This window comes from Agrobacterium sp., from assembly GCF_059499945.1.
Map to the genome: position 1 here is coordinate 304,359 of NZ_JCABZP010000016.1, position 14,653 is coordinate 319,011.

The following is a 14,653-nucleotide window of genomic DNA, read 5'->3' on the forward strand; positions in this document are numbered from 1 at the left end:
GACTGCGGCGTTTAAAAAGACTGGCCGATGCCAGCATAAATGCCGAAACTGTTGCCACCATCGTATTTTTCAAGCGGCATGGCGACATCGAGACGCAGAGGCCCGAAGGGCGTCGCGTAACGCAGGCCGATACCGGCGCCAGCCCGGATATCGGAAAAATCGGGTGTCACTTCATCCGAAACAACACCCGCATCGATGAAGGGCACGATGCCGATTGTATCGGTGACCTTGATGCGGGCTTCGATGGAGCCGACCACATAAGAACGGCCGCCCGTTGCGTCGCCAGCGGCATTATACGGCGATATTTCCTGATAGCTATAGCCACGCACCGATCCGCCGCCACCCGCATAAAAGCGCCTTGTGGTGGGAATGTCCTGCAGATCGCTGCCGCCGACGAGCACGCCGCCGGAAAGCTTTCCGGCCATGATCAGCCGGTCTTCGGCGCCAATCCCTTTGTAGCCCGAGATGGAGCCTTCAAAAGAGGAAAAGAAGGTGCCGTTCAGCGCTTCATAGCTAGGCTTGGCGGCCAGCGATGCGCGGAAGCCTTCGGTGGGGTTGAGCTTGTCGTCGCGTGTATCACGAACGAATTCCAGCGGTATGGAGGTGGTGAGGTATTCGTTCTTGCCGAATGCGTCTTCGGTATCGGCCCATTGCACCTCGAGACCGGCTGCCGCAGTGTCAGTGTCGTTCAGCTCGTAGGCGAAACCGGCTGTGCCCGTCACTGTCTTGGCGTCGTATGTATCGGGGTGTTCGGTCTTGGCAATCAGGCTGGTCTTGAAGGTGGTGCGCGGATTGAACATGCCGGGCTTGGTGAAAGTAATACCCGCCGAATAATCCATGCCTTCGACGCTCGATGCTTCGGCGATGCGCGAGACAGAACCTTCGATACGCAGCGATTCTGCCTGTCCGAACAGGTTCCGGTGGCCCCAATAACCCTGAAGGCCGATGCCTTCCGTGGTGGAGTATTGTGCGCCGACGCCGAAATAGCGGTGTTTGCCTTCAGAAACCTCGATGGTGAGCGGAATGGTGCCGTCGCGCGCCAGCGTTCCCGCTTCCTTGATCGTCAGGCTGGAAAAGACGCCCAGCTGGCGCAGCCGGTCGGCGGCCTTGCGCAATTTTTCCGGCGAATAGGGCTCGCCGCCATTGAGGCGCGAATAACGGCGGATGAAATCGCCATCGACGGTTTTTTCACCTGTTACCGTCACCGTGCCAAGGGGCGCCACGGGACCGCCTTCGGCCCCCATGGTGATATCGACCGTGTTCGTCGCGTGGTTGGCGACAGCCTCTCGTTTCGTCAGCTTCGCAAGCGGCCGGCCTTCGGCCTTCAGATCATCGATCAGCTTGTTGCTGGCGCGGATGATGGCCAGAGAACCGGCGTCGCCCCCGGTCGTCAGGCCATATTCCTCAAGGTTGCGGCCGGTCACATCGCCTTCAAGCCTGACATTGCCAAGTTTGAAGACCGGGCCGGGCGTTACCGTGATCACCACGGGCACCGGAGCGGAATGATCGAACACCGGATTTGGCGGCAGGCTATCCACATCCTTGCCGGCGACGGTGACCTTGACGATGCCGCCATAACGGGCGTTTTCATAAAGCGCCGCAATCAGCCTGTCCCTGTCGTCTCTTGCCTTTATCAGAAGGCCAAGATCGCCTGAGGCCGGTTTTTCCTTGTCCGCCAGGAGAAGCGAGCTGTTTTCCAGGCTGTCTTTCAGGGATTTGTCGGCGTCCTGGGCATCAAGCGTGACGGCGTATTTGACCGGATTGATAACCTCGACCTCCGGTTCTTCCGAACCCCAGAGGCGCATGCCGAACAGTTTGAAGGCGAACGCGTCACGGGTAAACGCCGGATACAGGGCGAACGTCACAGCAACCGCGAGAGCGGTGCCGGCTTTCCGATACGCAATACCTGTCTTCGGGTTAGTTCGTGTTCTTCGCATAAGCTGCTTTATGGTTGAGCCTTTATTGTCGCCCTAACCCGTTTCCTGTCCGTTAACATTGCAATTTAATCATAAATAAACGGCTTTGAGGACCCTCCGCCCTGTCTTTTGCCCGCCATAACGCAAAAAGCCCCGGATGACCGGGGCTTCTGTGCAACGGTATTTCGCGAAGCGATTAGCGGCAACGTGCCGTGTAACGCTGACCGTACTGGTCGCGATAATAGCAATAGCCCGGCTCGGAAGCATTGCCGATCAAAGCACCGCCGACACCGCCGATCGCTGCGCCAACTGCCGCGCCGCGAACATTACCCGTGATGGCTCCACCAATAACAGCGCCGGAAACGGCACCGATCGAAGCGCCCTTTTCCGTCTGCGTGCAGCTTGCAAGCGACAGGCCGACGAGCGCAAATATGATTGCCTTTTTCATGAAACTCTCTCCAACGTTACAATGAGCTCTTCGGCTCGGTAGGCGTCCCATATTTATCTGCGGCGACTGCTACCTCCGACCGCCACAGATAACTAACAATTCGATGTCGTTTAGGGAAGCCTCATCTTCCAGGCATTCCTGCGAGCGTAAATCGATTGTGTGCCAGACAACGGCGCGGTGCGAAAAAGGTTCCAAATCTCGCGGTTTTTTGATGTGAATCAATTTTGTACTTTTCATCAGCGTCTATAAACGGTTTATTGGAATGGTTCAAAACAACGGCGAATTGACGCAGACGTGGTTAAAGCAGCTCGCAAGGGTTGACGGTCCCGGTGTCGAGGCAGAAAAACGATCTGGTCAATTCTGGAGCATGGCATGGACTTCGAGGCATTTTTCACAACGGAACTGCAAAGCCTGCATTCTGAGGGACGCTATCGCGTTTTTGCGGATATCGAACGCCAGCAGGGCAATTTTCCCCGCGCGACACGGTACAACGCCAATGGCGAACGCAAGGACGTAACCGTCTGGTGCTCCAACGACTATCTGGGCATGGGCCAGAACCCGAAAGTCATCGAAGCCATGAAAGCCGCTATCGATCACTGTGGCGCGGGTGCGGGAGGCACCCGGAATATTTCTGGTACCAACCATTATCACGTCCTGCTTGAACAGGAACTTGCCGACCTCCATGGCAAGGAATCGGCGCTGATCTTCACCTCGGGTTATGTGTCCAACTGGGCCACACTCGGCACGCTCGGTCAGAAAATTCCGGGCCTGATCATTTTCTCGGATGCGCTCAACCATGCATCGATGATCGAAGGCATCCGTTATGGCCGTTGCGAGCGGGTGATCTGGAAACACAACGATCTCGAAGATCTCGAAGCCAAGCTCAAGGCTGCCGATCCGAACGCGCCGAAGCTGATCGCTTTCGAATCCGTTTATTCCATGGATGGCGATATCGCGCCGATCAAGGAAATCTGCGATCTGGCCGACCGTTATGGCGCCATGACCTATCTCGATGAAGTTCATGCCGTCGGCATGTATGGCCCGCGCGGCGGCGGCATTGCCGAGCGCGAAGGTCTCATGGATCGCCTGACGATCATCGAAGGAACGCTCGGCAAGGCCTTCGGCGTTATGGGCGGCTATATTACCGGGTCCACGGCGGTCTGCGACTTCATCCGTTCTTTCGCCTCCGGCTTCATCTTCACGACGGCCCTGCCGCCGTCGCTTGCCGCCGGCGCGATCGCTTCGATCCAGCATCTGAAGGCAAGCCCCTTCGAGCGCGCCCGCCATCAGGACCGGGTGCGCAAGCTGCGCGGTCTTCTCGATGCACGCGGCATTCCGCATATGGACAATCCCAGCCACATCGTGCCTGTCATGGTGGGTGATGCCGCCAAGTGTAAATGGATTTCGGATATCCTGCTCGACAGTCACGGCGTTTACGTGCAGCCGATCAACTATCCGACTGTGCCGCGCAAGACCGAGCGCCTGCGCATTACCCCGACGCCGCTGCATAGCGATGCCGACATCGAGCATCTCGTCGGCGCGCTGCACCAGCTCTGGTCACATTGTGCACTGGCGCGTGCGGTGGCGTGAGGCCGCAGTTAAGATAAAAGAAGACCGGGCCGCGTTTACGCGGCCTTTTCTTTTGTGGCGATCAATTCACGGGCGTGACGACGGGCTTCCTCATCCGCTGCGAAGACGTCTTCGATGGTCGCGGCAGATCGGCCGTCATGCATGCGGTCCATGACCGTTTCGACGATCTCGGCCATATCGAGAAAACCGATGCCGCCCGCGACGAAGGCGTGAAAGGCGGTCTCTTCGGCGGCATTTAGGGCTGCGCCCTGCAAGCCGCCGCGCTCCAGCGCCGTGCGGGCCAGACGGATCGCCGGGAAACGGGCTTCATCCGGCGCTTCGAAATCGAGCCGCGCCAGTTTTGCGAAATCCAGCCGCTCGACATTCAGATTGCCGCGTTGCGGATAGGTGAGGGCATAAGAAATAGCGGTGCGCATGTCGGGAGAGCCGAGTTGGGCGATATAGGAACCATCGGTATAACCCACCATCGAATGGATGATCGACTGCGGGTGGACGATCACCTCCACCTGATCGGGCCTGAGATCGAAGAGATATTTCGCCTCGATCATTTCCAGCCCCTTGTTGAACATCGAGGCGCTGCCGATGGAGACCTTCAGCCCCATCGACCAGTTGGGATGGGCGCGGGCGATATCCGCCGTGACATTGGCCATCTCGTCGCGCGACCAGGTGCGGAACGGCCCGCCGGAGGCCGTCAGCACGATGCGCTCCACGGCCTGTTTATGTTCGCCCGTCAGGCACTGGAAGATTGCGCTGTGCTCGCTGTCGACGGGGATCAGCCTGCCGCCGCCCTGCTTGACCGTGCGCAGAAAAACATCACCAGCCGAAACCAGGCATTCCTTGTTGGCGAGGGCTATATCTGCGCCGCGCCGCGCGGCTGTCAGCGTCGGCGCGAGACCGGGGGTTCCGGCAATCGCCGCCATCACCCAGCCGGCATCCATCGATGCCGCTTCTTCGAGGCCGGATTTGCCTGCCGCAACCTCTATGCCGGTGCCGGCAAGGGCCGATTTCAGCGCTTCGTATTTGTCATCTTCAGCCGTGACTGCCAGCCGCGCGCCGAATTCCCGCGCTTGTTCCGCAAGGAGAGCAATGTTGCCCGCGCCGGTCAACGCCGTGATCTCGAACGCGTCGCGGCCACCCAGCTGACGGACCACATCCAGCGTGCTGGTGCCGATCGAACCTGTCGAACCCAATATTGTCAGCTTGCGTGGCATTTCACTGGCATCCGTCATTTTCAGTCCGTCGGTCGTTTCCGGTTCGCACCTCTTGGTGCCTGTCATTCTCCCGAAATCGTTACGCACTTTCGGGCAACATGCATTAGCCTCTACTCGCGAAAACCAGCCATAACAAGGACAAAGCCCGGGCTATTGTTTTTGCGGAGGGCAAAGCCATATGCAAGAAAAACAATGAGAGGATATTGATGCGACGTTTCCTGGTTTCCAGCGGGTGGATTTTTGCGGCAAGCCTTGTGCTGGTCCTGGTCTTCATTCCTTTTGATCCGCGTCTTTCCGAAAGTGCGCAGGCCCTGCCGGGTGGGGTGGTTTCCTTTAACCGCGCGATTACCGATTTCGGAACCTTCAGCTGGATGCTCTATTCCACCGGCCTTCTGGCGATATTGGCCTATGTCGCGGCACGGGTTTTAACGGCGCAGACCTACAATGGACGGCTGAGGACGGCATGGCGGCTTCTGGCTTATTTCTTTCTGACGATCGGAACGGCGAGCATTCTCGTCCATACGCTGAAATTCCTGATCGGGCGGGCAAGGCCGGAGCTTCTCCTTGAAATGGGCGCCTATAGCCTCACTCCATTTACGGGCGACAATCTCTATGAAAGTTTTCCCTCCGGCCATTCGACAGCCGCCGGGGCGTTTTTCGGCGTTTTCGCCATGTTGATGCCGCGCTTCCGCTGGGCGTTTCTTTTGCTTGCCCTTGTCATCGGTGTTTCGCGTGTCATTGTCGGCGCACATTATCCAAGCGATGTCGCCGCCGGGCTGTTGCTCGGCATGTGGACGGCCATGGCCTTCGCCTTTATCTTTGCCCGGTCCGAAATGCTGTTCCGGTTTGACGCGCAGGGCTGGCCGCAGCCGAAAAATGCAAATCTTCCGGCGGCGGATACACGATAGAGACTTTCAGCGGGACATAGGGGGAAGGTGATGGAAGAGGCGACAAACGCTCCGGAAAATGACGGCAGGTCCGTTCAGCGTATCCGCACGTCCGTCGCCGTGGCCGGCGGCGGGCCGGCGGGCATGATGCTTGGCCTGCTGCTCGCGCGCAGCGGTATCGATGTCGTCGTTGTCGAGAAACACGGGGATTTTCTCCGCGATTTTCGTGGCGACACCATCCATCCCTCGACGCTTGAATTGATGGAGCAACTCGGTTTTGTCGATGAGTTCCTGAGCCTGCCGCATACGCGTGCGCCAAGGCTGAATGCGGTCATCGGCGGCGAGCGTGTCACGATAGCGGATTTTTCCCGCCTGCCGGTCCGCCACCGCTTCATCGCCTTTATGCCGCAATGGGATTTTCTCAATTTCATCGTCGGCAAGGCGGGACAATACGAAAATTTCCGATTGCTGATGAATGCGCCGGTGACCGGCCTGATCGAGCGTGGCGGGCATGTTGGTGGTCTCACGGTCAGCACACCGGAAGGCATCATCGAGATCGAGGCCGATCTGGTGGTGGGGGCGGATGGCCGTAACTCCACCGTCCGCGAGGCGGCGGGGCTGGAGGTGCAGCGTTTCGGCATTCCGACCGAGGTGCTGTGGTTGCGTCTTTCGAAACAGCCCGGTGATCCAACGGAAACCATGGGGCATGCCGGCTCGCGTCAGGGTTTCGTCATGATCAACCGGGGCGATTACTGGCAATGCGGTTACGTGGTGCGAAAGGGATTTTTCGCGGACATAAAGCTGCAGGGAATTGAAGCCTTCAGGGACAGGGTTGCGGAAATCTGCCCTTTCCCACGCGAAAGGCTGGATGAGCTCAAGAACTGGGACGATGTGCATCTCCTGACCGTCCGTATCGACCGGCTGAAGCGCTGGTGGAAACCGGGCCTGATCTGCATTGGTGACGCGGCCCATGCCATGTCGCCTGTCGGTGGTGTCGGCATTAATCTGGCCATTCAGGATGCGGTTGCGGCGGCGAATATATTGGTGCCGGTGCTCGTATCCGGTCGCGCCGTTACCGACGACGATCTTGCCGCAATTGAAAAGCGGCGGTCCTTCCCGACCAAGGCCACGCAATTTCTGCAGCGGATGATGCGTATCGGCGGCAAGAAGGGCCGGGCCGAGGCGGAAAAACCGAAAGGACCGCCAGCCTTTGTGCTGGCCATCATGCGGTTTCCGCTTCTTTCCCATCTCACCGGCCGGCTGGTGGGGCTGGGTTTCCGCCGGGAAAAGATCGAGACGGTGTGACGCCGCTCAGGCAGTGCCGGCGGCTTCTTTCTCATATTTCAGCCCGATAACGGCGGAACCGATCAGCCCCGGCTCAATGCGGCAGATGGCGGGCACGACCAGAGGGCGATCGAAGCGTCTGAGAATGCGGCTCCTGACCACCTCGTCCAGAGCCGCGAGAAGCGCCTTCGAATTGGAAAGTCCGCCGCCGACCGGCACGATGGTTGCGCCGGTAACGTTGATCACCATCGCCAGAGGCGAGGCGAGAATATCGATGAGGACATCGATGGTTCTCGCGGCCTTCGCATCGCCCGCCTGCCAGGCCGCAATAATGTCCTCGCTGGTCATCTCCTGCCGGTGAAGATGCGAATGCAGTTTTTCCATGCCACGGGCGCTGCCGATTGCGTCGACGCAGCCGGAAAGGCCGCAACCGCATTCGAAACGCGGCAGTGAAACCGGCGGGTTTCCGGCCAATGTCGCGGCCACCGGCCCGTGTCCCCATTCGCCGGCGAAACCGCCGTCGCTGTTGATGAGCTTGCCGTCGATGACAAGGCCACCGCCGACACCCGTTCCGAGGATGACGCCGAAGACCACGCGATGGCCTCGCCCGGAACCGATTTCCGATTCGGCGATCACGAAACAATCCGCATCGTTCGACACGATGACGGGAAGGTGCAGCGCCTTTTCCAGCTCGTCCTTCAATACCCTGCCATGGATGCTCTGAATATTGGCGACAGTGGCCTTGCCGGTGTCGGCGTCGATGACGCCGGCAATCGACAGCGACACGCAGGCGGGTGTGCCGCCGCTATTATCGATGATGGATTTCAGGCCGGCGGCGAAGTCTTCAAAACTGGTCTTGGGCGTCGGGATGCGCGGCACGGGGCGAATATCGTCGGGAGCGTAGGCAATCGCGCCCTTAATGGTCGTTCCGCCTATATCGAAACAAACGATCATGATTCAGGCTCCGGAACGTGCGGCATCGTGGATTTTTTCTCCTGATATCCATGTCGAATGCATCTGAAGGTCGGGTGTCAGCATGACGAAATCCGCATCGAAACCGGGCAGGAGTTTACCTTTGCCGGAGGCGCCGACCGCCTCGGCGGGATAGGCAGAAGCCATTCTCAAGGCCTCTTCCAGCGGTGTGTCCAGCTTTTCATGCATGAAGCGGACGCAGGAGAGCATATCGATATCCGCCCCCGCCAGCGTGCCGTCTTCAAGCGTCAGCCGGCCGCCGTTGCGATAGACGCGCCTGCCATTCAGTTCAAAACCGTCATCGTCCGTGCCGATGGTGGACATGGCGTCGGTAACGAGGAAAATGCGGCCAGGACTATTCTTGGCGCGAAGCGCTATGCTGATCGCGGCGGGATCGACATGGAAACCGTCGGCGATCAGCCCGCAATCCAGCTTCCCGTTAGAAAGTGCCGCTCCCACCAGCCCCGGCTCGCGGTGGCCGAGCGGGCTCATGGCGTTGAAGAGATGTGTCACCATGGATGCACCGGCCTCGGCATAGGCCGTCGCCACGCTGAGGCCCGCATCGGTATGGCCGAGACTGACGACGATGCCGGCCTTGCGCAGCGCCGTAACCTGCTCCTCGGTTACGTTTTCCGGGGCGATGGTTGTCAGCACGAATGGAAGCTTCGCCTTGCAGCCCGTCAGAATCGCAAGATCGGCCGTTTCCATCTTTCGGATCAGCGCCGGATCATGGGTGCCCTTGCGTGCGACGGAAAGATGCGGCCCTTCGAAATGCAGGCCGAGAAAGCCGGGCACCCCAGCCTTGTGGGCGACGATGCCGGCTTCGGCGGCTCTGGAGGTAATGTCCGGCCGGTCGGTGATGAGTGTGACCATCAGCGCCGTGGTGCCGAATTGTGCATGGGCCGAGCAGATGCGGGCAATGCCTTCCACATCCGGCTCATTGTTGAACATCACGCCGCCGCCGCCATTGACCTGGAGGTCGATGAAGCCCGGCGCAATGAGCAGTCCTTCCGCATCGATAATGTCGGCGTCTGGGGGTACGGACATGCGGTCGGCTATGTCGCCAACACGGCCGTCACCGGTCACCAGCACCTTGCCATCGTGCCACCCGGCGCCATCGAAAATGCGGGCGCCGACAAATGCCTTGCTGCTCATTGGGTTTCCGTCACCTTCTTCAACGCCACGGGCGCATCCGGATTGAAGCCGCGTGCGCGCGACAATTGCTCGATGAAGCCGTAAAACGGCGCGATCAGCAACAGGGCGTCGGTCAGCGGGTGATTGGTTTCCACGAAGGGCAAGGGCTTGGCCGGGCTGCCTTTTGCGGAGGTGACGAAAACGCTTGCGCCCTTGCCGGCGAGACCGGCCGCTATGTCAGTCACGGAGGTTTCCGCGCGGTCACGCGCGGCAAAGGCGATGATGGGAAATTTCGGCGCGACCAGCGAAACGGGGCCGTGCATGACTTCCGCCGAAGAATAGGCCTCCGCGTGGAGTTCGCAGGTTTCCTTGCATTTCAGGGCGGCTTCCGCGGCAATGGCGAGAGCCGGACCGCGGCCTAGCATATAAAGCGATTCCTCGCCCTTGACTGCTTCGCCGATCTGGCTCCAGTCGAGCGCGATGGCCTTGGCGAAATTCTGCGGCAGGGCGCTGACGGCCTTGGCAAGCAGGCTGTCTTCCGTCCATTCGGCAAGGATCGCGAGGCCAGCGACGATGGAGTTGACGAAAGATTTGGTTGCCGCCACCGCTTTTTCAGGACCGGCCTGGATGTTGATGGCGTGATTTGCCGCTTCGCCGAGCGCGGAGGGCAGGGTGTTGACGAGCGAGAAGGTAAGCGCGCCACCCCTACGGGCGCTTTCCGCCAGAGCGACGATATCTGGGCTTTTACCGGATTGCGAGACGGCGAAGGCCGCCGCCCGGTCCAGCCGCAGTTTCGTCTGGTAGATCGAGGCGAGCGAGGGGCCGAGCGAAGCGACCGGCAGCCCGGTCTGCAATTCGATCGCATATTTCAGGAAATGCGCGGCGTGGTCGGAGGAACCGCGTGCAATGGTGACGATAACGGCCGGGTCACGGGCCCTCAGGTGAGCGCCGGCTTCCCGGAAGTCGGCATTGGCATTGTCCAGCAGGCGGGCGACTGCATCGGGAATCTCATCGATTTCCTGGCGCATCAGGGTTGTCATCGTTTCATGTCCTTGATCAAGGTTTGTCACTCGGGACCCATCGTCAGTTCGGCGACGAGGTCATAGGCGTCACTGCGGTACAGTGCGCGGGATATTTCCATGAGGCGTCCGCTTTCCAGATAGGCCATTCGCTGAACGGAAAGGGCTGCCGAGCCTGGCGGGACCCCAAGCAGCAATGTTTCCTCATCGGTGAGGTTGCGGGCGGAGATGCGCTGAATGGCGCGCACGGGGCGAATGCCGCTTTTCTCGAGCTCCAGATAAAGCGAGTTTTCAACCAGTTGCGGGTCGGGCAGAATATCGCCCGGCAGGCTCGTGACTTCGAGTGCGATCGGCTGGTCGTTGGCGAGACGCAGACGTGTGAGCCGCGCCACCATGGCGGATTGGGAAAGGCCGAGCGCCATCATCTCGTCGCCGGTCGGGTGGAACAAGCCTCTGTCCAGCCAGCGTGTGCTCGCCGTCATTCCGCGCCGGCGCATGTCCTCGGTAAACGAGGTGAGCTTGGTCAGGGGCTGCTGCATGCGGGTGATGGGCTTGACGACAAAAGTGCCCGAACCGTGCCGGCGGACCAGAAGACCATCGCGGACGAGATCATCCACCGCCTTGCGCACTGTGACGCGACTGACGCAGGCGCTTTCGGCAATATCGCGCTCCGGCGGCAAGGCGTCGCCATGCTTCAGGCGGCCGCCATTGATGGCGTCTTCAATCGTCTGGCGCAGTTTCAGGTAAAGCGGGCCGCCGCCTGATTGCAGGTCATCCAGATTAAGCGCTGCCCCGTTCATCCATAACCTCTGTCACGATCCATGTGGTCGGCGATATGGCCGGCTCTGGCTATATCATATGCCGCATAATCAGCAATACCAAAATAAAACCATTGTCGGATTTGTACGATTAATCGGTTATTTTTTCGATATTTTGCCTGATAATAAGGCTATGTGCTTGATATTTTCGCATTAACCAAAAAAAATTTCCCGATAACGGAAATGCTCTGGACGATTGGCATTTTTTTGGTATTGTTTTGTGCGTTGGTGGCCGGCGGCGATCTGTTTCGCACCTGTCTCGACGAAAAAATCGGTTTCCAGCTGGCGGCAGCGTTAGTGAAATCGAATTTAACTTGACCGTCGTGAAAATTAATTTCATCGTGACGGAAAATTATCGCAGATAACTGGACGGCCAGCACAGAAATGGTCGCTTCTGCGAAAATGAATTACGAATGAACAGGGAACAAAGTTCATGAAGGTGGGAATTATCGGACTCGGATTCCGTCTCGGTTATCTGGGCTACGTTTTTCATGAGATCGACAAGGATTTCGAGATCGTCGGTTATGTCGATCCGGTGCCGGCAGGCCTGCCGGGTCTGCAGGAAAAGGGCATTTCGGCCGGCAAGGCTTACGATAGTCCCGAGGCGCTGATCGCAAACGAAAAATTCGATCTGTTGATGATCGGCTCGCCGAACCATATGCATCTTGAACATATCCGCATCGGGCTTGAGGCCGGCTGCACCATCTTCTCTGAAAAACCCATCGTCGTCAGCATCGAGGAAAGCCTCGAACTCGCCCGGTTGCTCAACAAGCACGGTCACGAGCGGCTGCTCGTTGGTCTGGTCCTGCGTTATTCCCCGCTCTACCGCGATCTGCGCGCCGCGCAGGCCGAAGGCAAGCTGGGTGATGTCGTTTCCATCGAGGCCTCGGAGCATATTCCGCCCTATCACGGCGCATTCTTCATGCGTGACTGGCGGCGTTACGAGAATTATTCCGGCTCCTTCATGCTGGAAAAATGCTGCCACGACCTCGATCTTTATAATGGCGTGGTCGGTGCGCGGCCGCGTTTCGTATCGAGTTTCGGCGGGCGCAAGAGCTTCACGCCGGCGAACGCGCCGCAGAATGACGGTATCAACGACATGGAGGTTTACCATCGCAAGCCGAGCGGCTGGATGGGCTCCGACAAGGTCTTCGACAGCGACGGCGACATCATCGATTACCAGACGGCGATCGTCGAATATGAGAACGGCGCGTCGCTGGCCTTCCATACCAATCTCAACGTTCCCGATGATTTCCGCCGCTTCTGCGTGATCGGCGCCAAGGGCATGGCCGAGGGTGATTTTGTTCGCGGCTTCCTGAACGTGCACAATGCCCGGACCAATGAAAAGACCGTTGCCAAGACCTATTCGGCGGCGACCACGCTCTCGCAGCATTATGGTGCGGATGAGCAAATGGCGGAGGACGTCATCGCCCATATTGTCAAGGGTACGCCGCTGCCGGTTTCCGCACTCGATGCGATAGAGGCCGGAATTCTGGCGCTTGCCATGGATGAAGCGCGCCATGGCCGTAAAGTGATCGATCTCAAGCCGGTGTGGGAGGAGTATGATCTGGCGCTACACGGCCAGCCTAAATCCCCCGCCGTGAAATCGGCTTGAGGGGCGCGGCGATGGATGCGAAACGCAGCGCGGTCGTCTTCGCCTGGCTTCTTCTTCTGCCGGCGCTTTTATACATCACGGTTATCGTTGCTTATCCGCTCGTCGATACCTTCATCCTGTCCTTCACCGATGCGTCGCTTAGAAAAACGACGAACTGGGTGGGATTCATCAACTACGAGAAGATTTTCAACGCGACTTTTGCCGAGGTCATCACGCGGACCTTTATCTGGACGTTCTTTTCCGTCTCGATAAAGATGATCATCGGCACATTTGGTGCAGTCCTTCTGAATTCGGCCGTTCCCGGCCGGGCGCTGTTTCGCCTTTTGACCATGCCGCCATGGATCGTGCCTATGGCTATCGGCATCTTCATGTGGGGCTGGATGTATAACGGCCAGTTCGGCATGATTTCCGGTGTCCTTCAGAACGTGGGTCTGGTGGACGGTCCGGTCGCCTTCCTCGCCTATGGCAGCACGGCTTTCTGGGCGACGATCATTACCGATGTGTGGATCGGCGTGCCGATGGTGACGCTTTATCTGCTAGCGGCGATACAGGCCATTCCGCAGGATCTCTACGAGGCAGCCTGGACGGATGGCGCCAGCCGCGCCTATCGCTTCCGCCGCATCACGTTGCCGCTGATGCTGCCTGCCATGATCACCATGTCGATGATATCGCTGATTTCGACCTTCAACTCGTTCGATATCATCTGGATCCTGACGCAGGGCGGCCCGACCGGCCAGACTACGACCATGATCATCGACACCTATAAAACGGCGATCGGTTCCTACAAATACGGTGAGGGTGCTGCACGCGCCGTGCTGATCTGCATCTTCCTGTCGATCTTCACCTATTTCTACTTCCGCATCACCAGCCGTATCTCGCAGGAGACCAGCCGATGACCGACAAAAATGCGATGATCAACCGTTACAGATGGTATGAGATCGTCGGGATTTATTGCGGCATCGCCGTATTCCTGACCTTCGTGCTGGCGCCGTTTGTCGAAGGGTTTCTGGTTTCGCTGAAACCGCTCAGCCTGCTTTTTTCGTCACCGTATAAGTTTTGGCCGGAAAACGGCTCCTTCGAGGCTTACCGGACCATGTGGGTCAGCGTTCCCGGCTTTGCCCGCTATGTCTTCAACTCCTTCTTCATCTCGACGATATCGACGATCATCGTTCTGCTTCTGGTGGTGCCGGCGTCCTATGCTTTCGCGCGGTTCCAGTTTCGCGGTCGCGGGCAATTGCTCGGCGCGTTTCTGGCGATCAACATGTTCTCCGGTGCGGTGCTTTTGATCCCGCTTTACCGGCTGATGCGCAATATGGGCGTCCTGAACACCTATCTGGCGATGATCATTCCCGGCGCCGCCTTTTTGATCCCCACTGCCATCTGGCTTTTGCGAACCTACATGCTGCGTATTCCGCGCGAACTGGAAGAGGCGGCCTATGTGGACGGCGCGAGCTATTTCTATACCTTCCGCCGGGTGATCCTGCCGCTTGCGATGCCTGGCATCGCCGTCGTGTCCATCACCACCTTCATCGGTGCTTATGCGCAGCAGTTCATCTTCGCGCTCACCTTCAATTCCAAGACCGAATATATGCCGCTGCCCATCGGCCTGTTTGCCTATTTCGGTCGTCAGGAAGTCGTCTGGAATGAGTTGATGGCGGCCAGCTTCGTCGGCATTGCGCCGGCCATGGTCGTCATCTTCTTCATGCAACGCTATCTCGTCAGCGGGCTTACCGCAGGCGCGGTGAAATAATCAACAATA

At 58.7% G+C, this 14,653-nt stretch carries 14 protein-coding genes; 7 read left to right on the forward strand and 7 right to left on the reverse strand.

Annotated features, from left to right (window positions below):
* Positions 1-11 precede the first annotated feature (11 nt).
* Together AC5I5B_RS20740 and AC5I5B_RS20745 are read right to left on the reverse strand one after the other, a co-directional pair.
* Positions 12-1,937, reverse strand: coding sequence for an autotransporter assembly complex protein TamA (locus AC5I5B_RS20740; protein WP_107677573.1), 1,926 nt, complete (start codon positions 1,935-1,937; stop codon positions 12-14).
* 175 nt (positions 1,938-2,112) lie between these two features.
* Positions 2,113-2,364: a YMGG-like glycine zipper-containing protein gene (locus AC5I5B_RS20745; protein ID WP_003504940.1), complete on the reverse strand. Its 252-nt coding sequence runs from the start codon at positions 2,362-2,364 to the stop codon at positions 2,113-2,115.
* Between the two features lie 372 nt (positions 2,365-2,736).
* Between AC5I5B_RS20745 and hemA the strand changes: the two genes are divergently transcribed.
* A complete protein-coding gene (gene hemA, locus AC5I5B_RS20750) occupies positions 2,737-3,954 on the forward strand; it encodes a 5-aminolevulinate synthase (RefSeq protein ID WP_003504938.1) in 1,218 nt (405 codons plus the stop codon).
* A gap of 35 nt (positions 3,955-3,989) precedes the next feature.
* On the opposite strand, the gene dxr is transcribed toward hemA, so the two are convergent.
* A complete protein-coding gene (gene dxr, locus AC5I5B_RS20755; protein ID WP_111793065.1) occupies positions 3,990-5,183 on the reverse strand; it encodes a 1-deoxy-D-xylulose-5-phosphate reductoisomerase in 1,194 nt (397 codons plus the stop codon).
* 188 nt (positions 5,184-5,371) lie between these two features.
* Between dxr and AC5I5B_RS20760 the strand changes: the two genes are divergently transcribed.
* A complete protein-coding gene (locus tag AC5I5B_RS20760; RefSeq protein WP_020812884.1) occupies positions 5,372-6,073 on the forward strand; it encodes a phosphatase PAP2 family protein in 702 nt (233 codons plus the stop codon).
* 30 nt (positions 6,074-6,103) lie between these two features.
* Positions 6,104-7,357 carry an FAD-dependent oxidoreductase gene (locus tag AC5I5B_RS20765; protein WP_111834665.1) on the forward strand — a complete coding sequence of 418 codons (1,254 nt, stop codon included), beginning with the start codon at positions 6,104-6,106 and terminating at the stop codon, positions 7,355-7,357.
* A gap of 6 nt (positions 7,358-7,363) precedes the next feature.
* Here AC5I5B_RS20765 and AC5I5B_RS20770 read toward each other — a convergent pair whose 3' ends face one another.
* Genes AC5I5B_RS20770 through AC5I5B_RS20785 form a run of 4 tightly spaced genes read right to left on the reverse strand, consistent with a single transcriptional unit; the run spans position 7,364 to position 11,261 of the window.
* Entirely contained in the window at positions 7,364-8,290 is a 927-nt protein-coding gene (locus tag AC5I5B_RS20770; RefSeq protein WP_003504929.1) for an ROK family protein, read from the reverse strand.
* Positions 8,291-8,293: 3 nt separating this feature from the next.
* On the reverse strand, positions 8,294-9,463 hold the full coding sequence (gene nagA / locus AC5I5B_RS20775; protein ID WP_099085844.1) for an N-acetylglucosamine-6-phosphate deacetylase: 1,170 nt from the start codon (positions 9,461-9,463) through the stop codon (positions 8,294-8,296).
* On the reverse strand, positions 9,460-10,482 hold the full coding sequence (locus AC5I5B_RS20780; RefSeq protein WP_080866459.1) for an SIS domain-containing protein: 1,023 nt from the start codon (positions 10,480-10,482) through the stop codon (positions 9,460-9,462). The genes nagA and AC5I5B_RS20780 overlap by 4 nt, the downstream gene beginning before the upstream one ends.
* 26 nt (positions 10,483-10,508) lie before the next feature.
* The gene (locus tag AC5I5B_RS20785) at positions 10,509-11,261 is read right to left on the reverse strand and encodes a GntR family transcriptional regulator (RefSeq protein WP_003504923.1); all 753 of its coding nucleotides are present in this window, start codon (positions 11,259-11,261) and stop codon (positions 10,509-10,511) included.
* A gap of 153 nt (positions 11,262-11,414) precedes the next feature.
* Here AC5I5B_RS20785 and AC5I5B_RS20790 point away from each other — a divergent pair, with 153 nt between their 5' ends.
* The 4 genes from AC5I5B_RS20790 (at position 11,415) to AC5I5B_RS20805 (ending at position 14,644) form a co-directional block, all read left to right on the forward strand.
* Positions 11,415-11,597, forward strand: a complete 183-nt coding sequence (locus AC5I5B_RS20790) for a hypothetical protein (protein WP_035212808.1) — start codon at positions 11,415-11,417, stop codon at positions 11,595-11,597.
* 115 nt (positions 11,598-11,712) lie between these two features.
* Positions 11,713-12,894, forward strand: coding sequence for a Gfo/Idh/MocA family protein (locus AC5I5B_RS20795; protein ID WP_111834666.1), 1,182 nt, complete (start codon positions 11,713-11,715; stop codon positions 12,892-12,894).
* An 11-nt stretch (positions 12,895-12,905) separates the two neighbouring features.
* Positions 12,906-13,790, forward strand: a complete 885-nt coding sequence (locus tag AC5I5B_RS20800) for a carbohydrate ABC transporter permease (protein WP_060725421.1) — start codon at positions 12,906-12,908, stop codon at positions 13,788-13,790.
* Positions 13,787-14,644, forward strand: coding sequence for a carbohydrate ABC transporter permease (locus AC5I5B_RS20805; protein WP_003516772.1), 858 nt, complete (start codon positions 13,787-13,789; stop codon positions 14,642-14,644). Before AC5I5B_RS20800 ends, AC5I5B_RS20805 begins: the two co-directional genes overlap by 4 nt.
* Positions 14,645-14,653: the final 9 nt, after the last annotated feature.

What these genes read in the sequence shown, in the direction of transcription:
- AC5I5B_RS20740 (WP_107677573.1), bottom strand. Translation starts at nt 1,937, where the DNA reads ATGCGAAGAACACGAACTAACCCGAAGACAGGTATTGCGTATCGGAAA.
- AC5I5B_RS20745 (WP_003504940.1), bottom strand. Translation starts at nt 2,364, where the DNA reads ATGAAAAAGGCAATCATATTTGCGCTCGTCGGCCTGTCGCTTGCAAGC.
- hemA (WP_003504938.1), top strand. Translation starts at nt 2,737, where the DNA reads ATGGACTTCGAGGCATTTTTCACAACGGAACTGCAAAGCCTGCATTCT.
- dxr (WP_111793065.1), bottom strand. Translation starts at nt 5,183, where the DNA reads ATGACGGATGCCAGTGAAATGCCACGCAAGCTGACAATATTGGGTTCG.
- AC5I5B_RS20760 (WP_020812884.1), top strand. Translation starts at nt 5,372, where the DNA reads ATGCGACGTTTCCTGGTTTCCAGCGGGTGGATTTTTGCGGCAAGCCTT.
- AC5I5B_RS20765 (WP_111834665.1), top strand. Translation starts at nt 6,104, where the DNA reads ATGGAAGAGGCGACAAACGCTCCGGAAAATGACGGCAGGTCCGTTCAG.
- AC5I5B_RS20770 (WP_003504929.1), bottom strand. Translation starts at nt 8,290, where the DNA reads ATGATCGTTTGTTTCGATATAGGCGGAACGACCATTAAGGGCGCGATT.
- nagA (WP_099085844.1), bottom strand. Translation starts at nt 9,463, where the DNA reads ATGAGCAGCAAGGCATTTGTCGGCGCCCGCATTTTCGATGGCGCCGGG.
- AC5I5B_RS20780 (WP_080866459.1), bottom strand. Translation starts at nt 10,482, where the DNA reads ATGACAACCCTGATGCGCCAGGAAATCGATGAGATTCCCGATGCAGTC.
- AC5I5B_RS20785 (WP_003504923.1), bottom strand. Translation starts at nt 11,261, where the DNA reads ATGAACGGGGCAGCGCTTAATCTGGATGACCTGCAATCAGGCGGCGGC.
- AC5I5B_RS20795 (WP_111834666.1), top strand. Translation starts at nt 11,713, where the DNA reads ATGAAGGTGGGAATTATCGGACTCGGATTCCGTCTCGGTTATCTGGGC.
- AC5I5B_RS20800 (WP_060725421.1), top strand. Translation starts at nt 12,906, where the DNA reads ATGGATGCGAAACGCAGCGCGGTCGTCTTCGCCTGGCTTCTTCTTCTG.
- AC5I5B_RS20805 (WP_003516772.1), top strand. Translation starts at nt 13,787, where the DNA reads ATGACCGACAAAAATGCGATGATCAACCGTTACAGATGGTATGAGATC.